This window comes from Methanohalobium sp. (assembly GCF_046546175.1).
Classification (GTDB): Archaea; Halobacteriota; Methanosarcinia; order Methanosarcinales; family Methanosarcinaceae; genus Methanohalobium.
In genome coordinates, this window is the sequence record NZ_JBKGYF010000127.1 from 1 (window position 1) to 3159 (window position 3159).

At 35.3% G+C, this 3159-nt stretch carries 2 protein-coding genes; both read right to left on the reverse strand.

The features are described from left to right. Nucleotides 1–386: 386 nt before the first annotated feature. Nucleotides 387–590 (reverse strand): TRAM domain-containing protein, encoded by a 204-nt coding sequence (locus ACLFMM_RS09590; RefSeq protein ID WP_410808509.1) that lies wholly within the window; start codon nucleotides 588–590, stop codon nucleotides 387–389. A 772-nt stretch (nucleotides 591–1362) separates the two neighbouring features. Then, nucleotides 1363–2799 carry a right-handed parallel beta-helix repeat-containing protein gene (locus ACLFMM_RS09595; RefSeq protein ID WP_410808508.1) on the reverse strand — a complete coding sequence of 479 codons (1437 nt, stop codon included), beginning with the start codon at nucleotides 2797–2799 and terminating at the stop codon, nucleotides 1363–1365. Nucleotides 2800–3159: the final 360 nt, after the last annotated feature.

The following is a 3159-nucleotide window of genomic DNA, read 5'->3' on the forward strand; positions in this document are numbered from 1 at the left end:
CACCTGTGTCTGCATTTTCGGTGCAACCTAAAGATGCTATTGATGTAAAAAGCAAAATGATAATTAGTATTTTAGTAATTTTTTTAATTCTTATTCCTCATTAATACTTTGTTTCTTATGGAAACTCATACTATAAAGGATTAGATATCGAAATTCATTCTCCACAAGAAATCAAGTATATATACACATATTTGTGTCTAAATCTAAACCTTTTGCGATAAGTGAAAAGAGCATTGTCCAACATCTTTCATATAGGGAAAAATCAACTCTAGAATATTTGTTGGCAGTAGAATCTAATAGGAGTACCTTTATTGTGAACTTGTATATCAGGAAAAAGAGTATTTAAAAATAAAAAGGAATGCCTAATAGCACACCTTTAACTTGGTTTATTGGGATTTTTCACCGAAAGCGAATTTATCCATTACTTTGGTAACTTCAACTGTTACTTCATCGCCGACTGAAGTCTCGGGTACAAAGATAACAAATCCACTAACTCTGGCTATTCCATCGCCTTTACTTGCAATATCCTCAATTTTTACGTCGTATCTTTCTCCAGACTGGACTGGAGCTGATTCATCTCTATAATACAAATTTTTCACATCCTTGTTTTAAAGCTAAAAGATTTAATCAGGATGGGTAACATAACGAAAAAATAGTATGTACATTTAAAGTAACATCATTTAATGCCAATACGTATAATCAAACAGTCTTTATCTTTAAGCGGATTATATAACGACTTTTATTTATGTAAGGGTTTTGTAGGTTTTATCTGTGTCACAGGAAGCTAATAATAAGATAAATTTTTACTATTGGAATTCAGGCACAAATACTAAAATTCGACAAATTATCGGATATGTTTGATGATTATACATTTCTGTATAAAGACCCAAGATTATTAAAATACGGATAGGTTTAGTGCCATGCAGGATAGAAAGGAAATTAAACAAATACAAAACATCCGGGTTTCAGGATAATTCGCAGGTATCTTAACCCTTCATAAAATATTGCGAAATTGTTTATATATGCCCCCACACAGGTATTTTCATAGAATATTTTTAGTTTCCATAAGAAGTACATATATACTTGATTTGTCCTCGACTTAAATGAACTCCCTACTCTGTTTAAGTCGAACTTTGCAACTAAAAAAATTGTGTCTCCACTTATAGTTGATAACTCAACATTTGTTGCTTATAATCATATCAGCAAATGATTATGTATCCTAAATTAACAACAAATAATCTGTGCTCAACTATAAAAAGTAACCAGTTATTTTGCAGATGTTTCTCTATTTGTTGCTGGATAAGATTTTAAAAAAAAAGAAAAAATAGCAAGGATAGGGATTGTCAACTATCCTTAACCACTTCATTTCTTCTGTTCCCTTCTCAAGAACAACAACACTGCGATGCCAAGCACACCGACCAACAGAACTGGGTTTGCAGTTGGAACACCTGCCCAGTGGTCATAATCATCAGGAACGTTTTGAGATGGTTCTTCGCAAGCACATTCTACTTCATCTGTTTCAACCGGTTCATATTCAACATTAGTTGATACCGATTTTCCTTCTCCTGAACCCTCACCGGTTGGTCCTGATGAATCGCCCCACCAGTTGTTTGTGGCGTTGACTACTTCATCACCGTTGTTCTGGTTAGACAAACCATTATTGTTACCGTATATATTATTACGGTGTACAACTGTATCCAAAACCTGGTAATCATCTCCTCCTTCAACGAGTACACCGTATTCATTATCGTACAGGTAATTGCAGGTCATGGTGTTGTTTGTTGTCGGACCGTATTGATTACCATAAGGATAGTCAGTGGTTAGGCGGATTGCAGCTGTGGAGTTGCATATATCGTTACAGCCAATATCCAGGTTATGTGAGAGGTAGACTAAAATCCCATCTCCATAAGTGTCGTCTGTAGCGATGGACCCTGATACTTCATTACCTTTCAATGTTGACTGATAGTCACCGTATGGACCGTTTTTGCCTTCTTGATAATTCACCTTGTATATCTGTATCCCATTACCATGGTTCCCTTTAACTACATTATCTTCTACTATGGCACTGAGTGTGTGCGGGTTATCGCTGGGTCCACCGTACACTTCAATTCCCGCTGCGTGGTGGTTTATCCATTTATGATCCATTTTATTACCAGTCAAATGATTTCCTATAATCGTCACGTTACCAGTTCCTCCAGCACTGCTACCTACATGGTATATACCTCTCTCTTTGTTCTCACGGATATTATTATTGAGAATATTTCCATAGGCATAGAAGGTCAAACCATCACCGTTATTATCATAGGATTCACAATTTTGGACAGTTGCGTTTTTATCTTTTTTAATCCTGATACCGTCATTATCGTTGTTATGCGATACGATGTTGTCAATTATGACTCCACTTGTATTATAGGCGTACACACCACGATCAGGTGAGCTGTGGACCTCGAAATTTTGTACAGTGACCCCATTTGTGTCTTTAATCATGATCCCATGGTCATCGGTTAAATCAGATAGGTTGATTATACTCGTGGGCAAACCATTCTCATCAGTAGAACCGATAAGTTCGATGTTGTTTTTGTCCACTCCAGCTATTTCTAATTGCTCTTCATAGGTACCTGGTCCTACTTCTATAGTGTCACCATTATTTGCATCATCTATAGCATCCTGTATAGATTCACTTTCATTTACAGTTATGGAATCTGCACAGGCAGTACCAGTAACACCTAAAAATACAGCTGATAACAGAACTGCAACAATAATCATCTTTTGTATTGGTTTTTTGTTCAACGTTAACATTTTAACTATACCCCCAGAAATATTTGTAGGTAAATATATTGGATATGTATGTACTATTCTTAAATAAAAAGTTAAGAAACTAAATTCCAGTATTATTTATACATGTGGCAATTATCCAAAAACAATACACGTTTTTTATCGATTCATATAGAAGAAACGATCGGGATTGATCCGTGAAAATACCTCAGTTAACCAATAACAGGCAGGTTAGAAACCTGGCATACCTCTTTTTTTTGTCTACCTGGATTGTTCAACAACATTTACTATAGATTTTGAAAATTGTTAGCTGGATCTTGTTAATATCCAGGGTATATTTCGATTTTCTGTGTGACATGAAACATTGAAATTTAGAATTATCAC

Coding starts and splice junctions, on each gene's coding strand:
- ACLFMM_RS09595 (WP_410808508.1), bottom strand. CDS start 2,799: ATGTTAACGTTGAACAAAAAACCAATACAAAAGATGATTATTGTTGCA.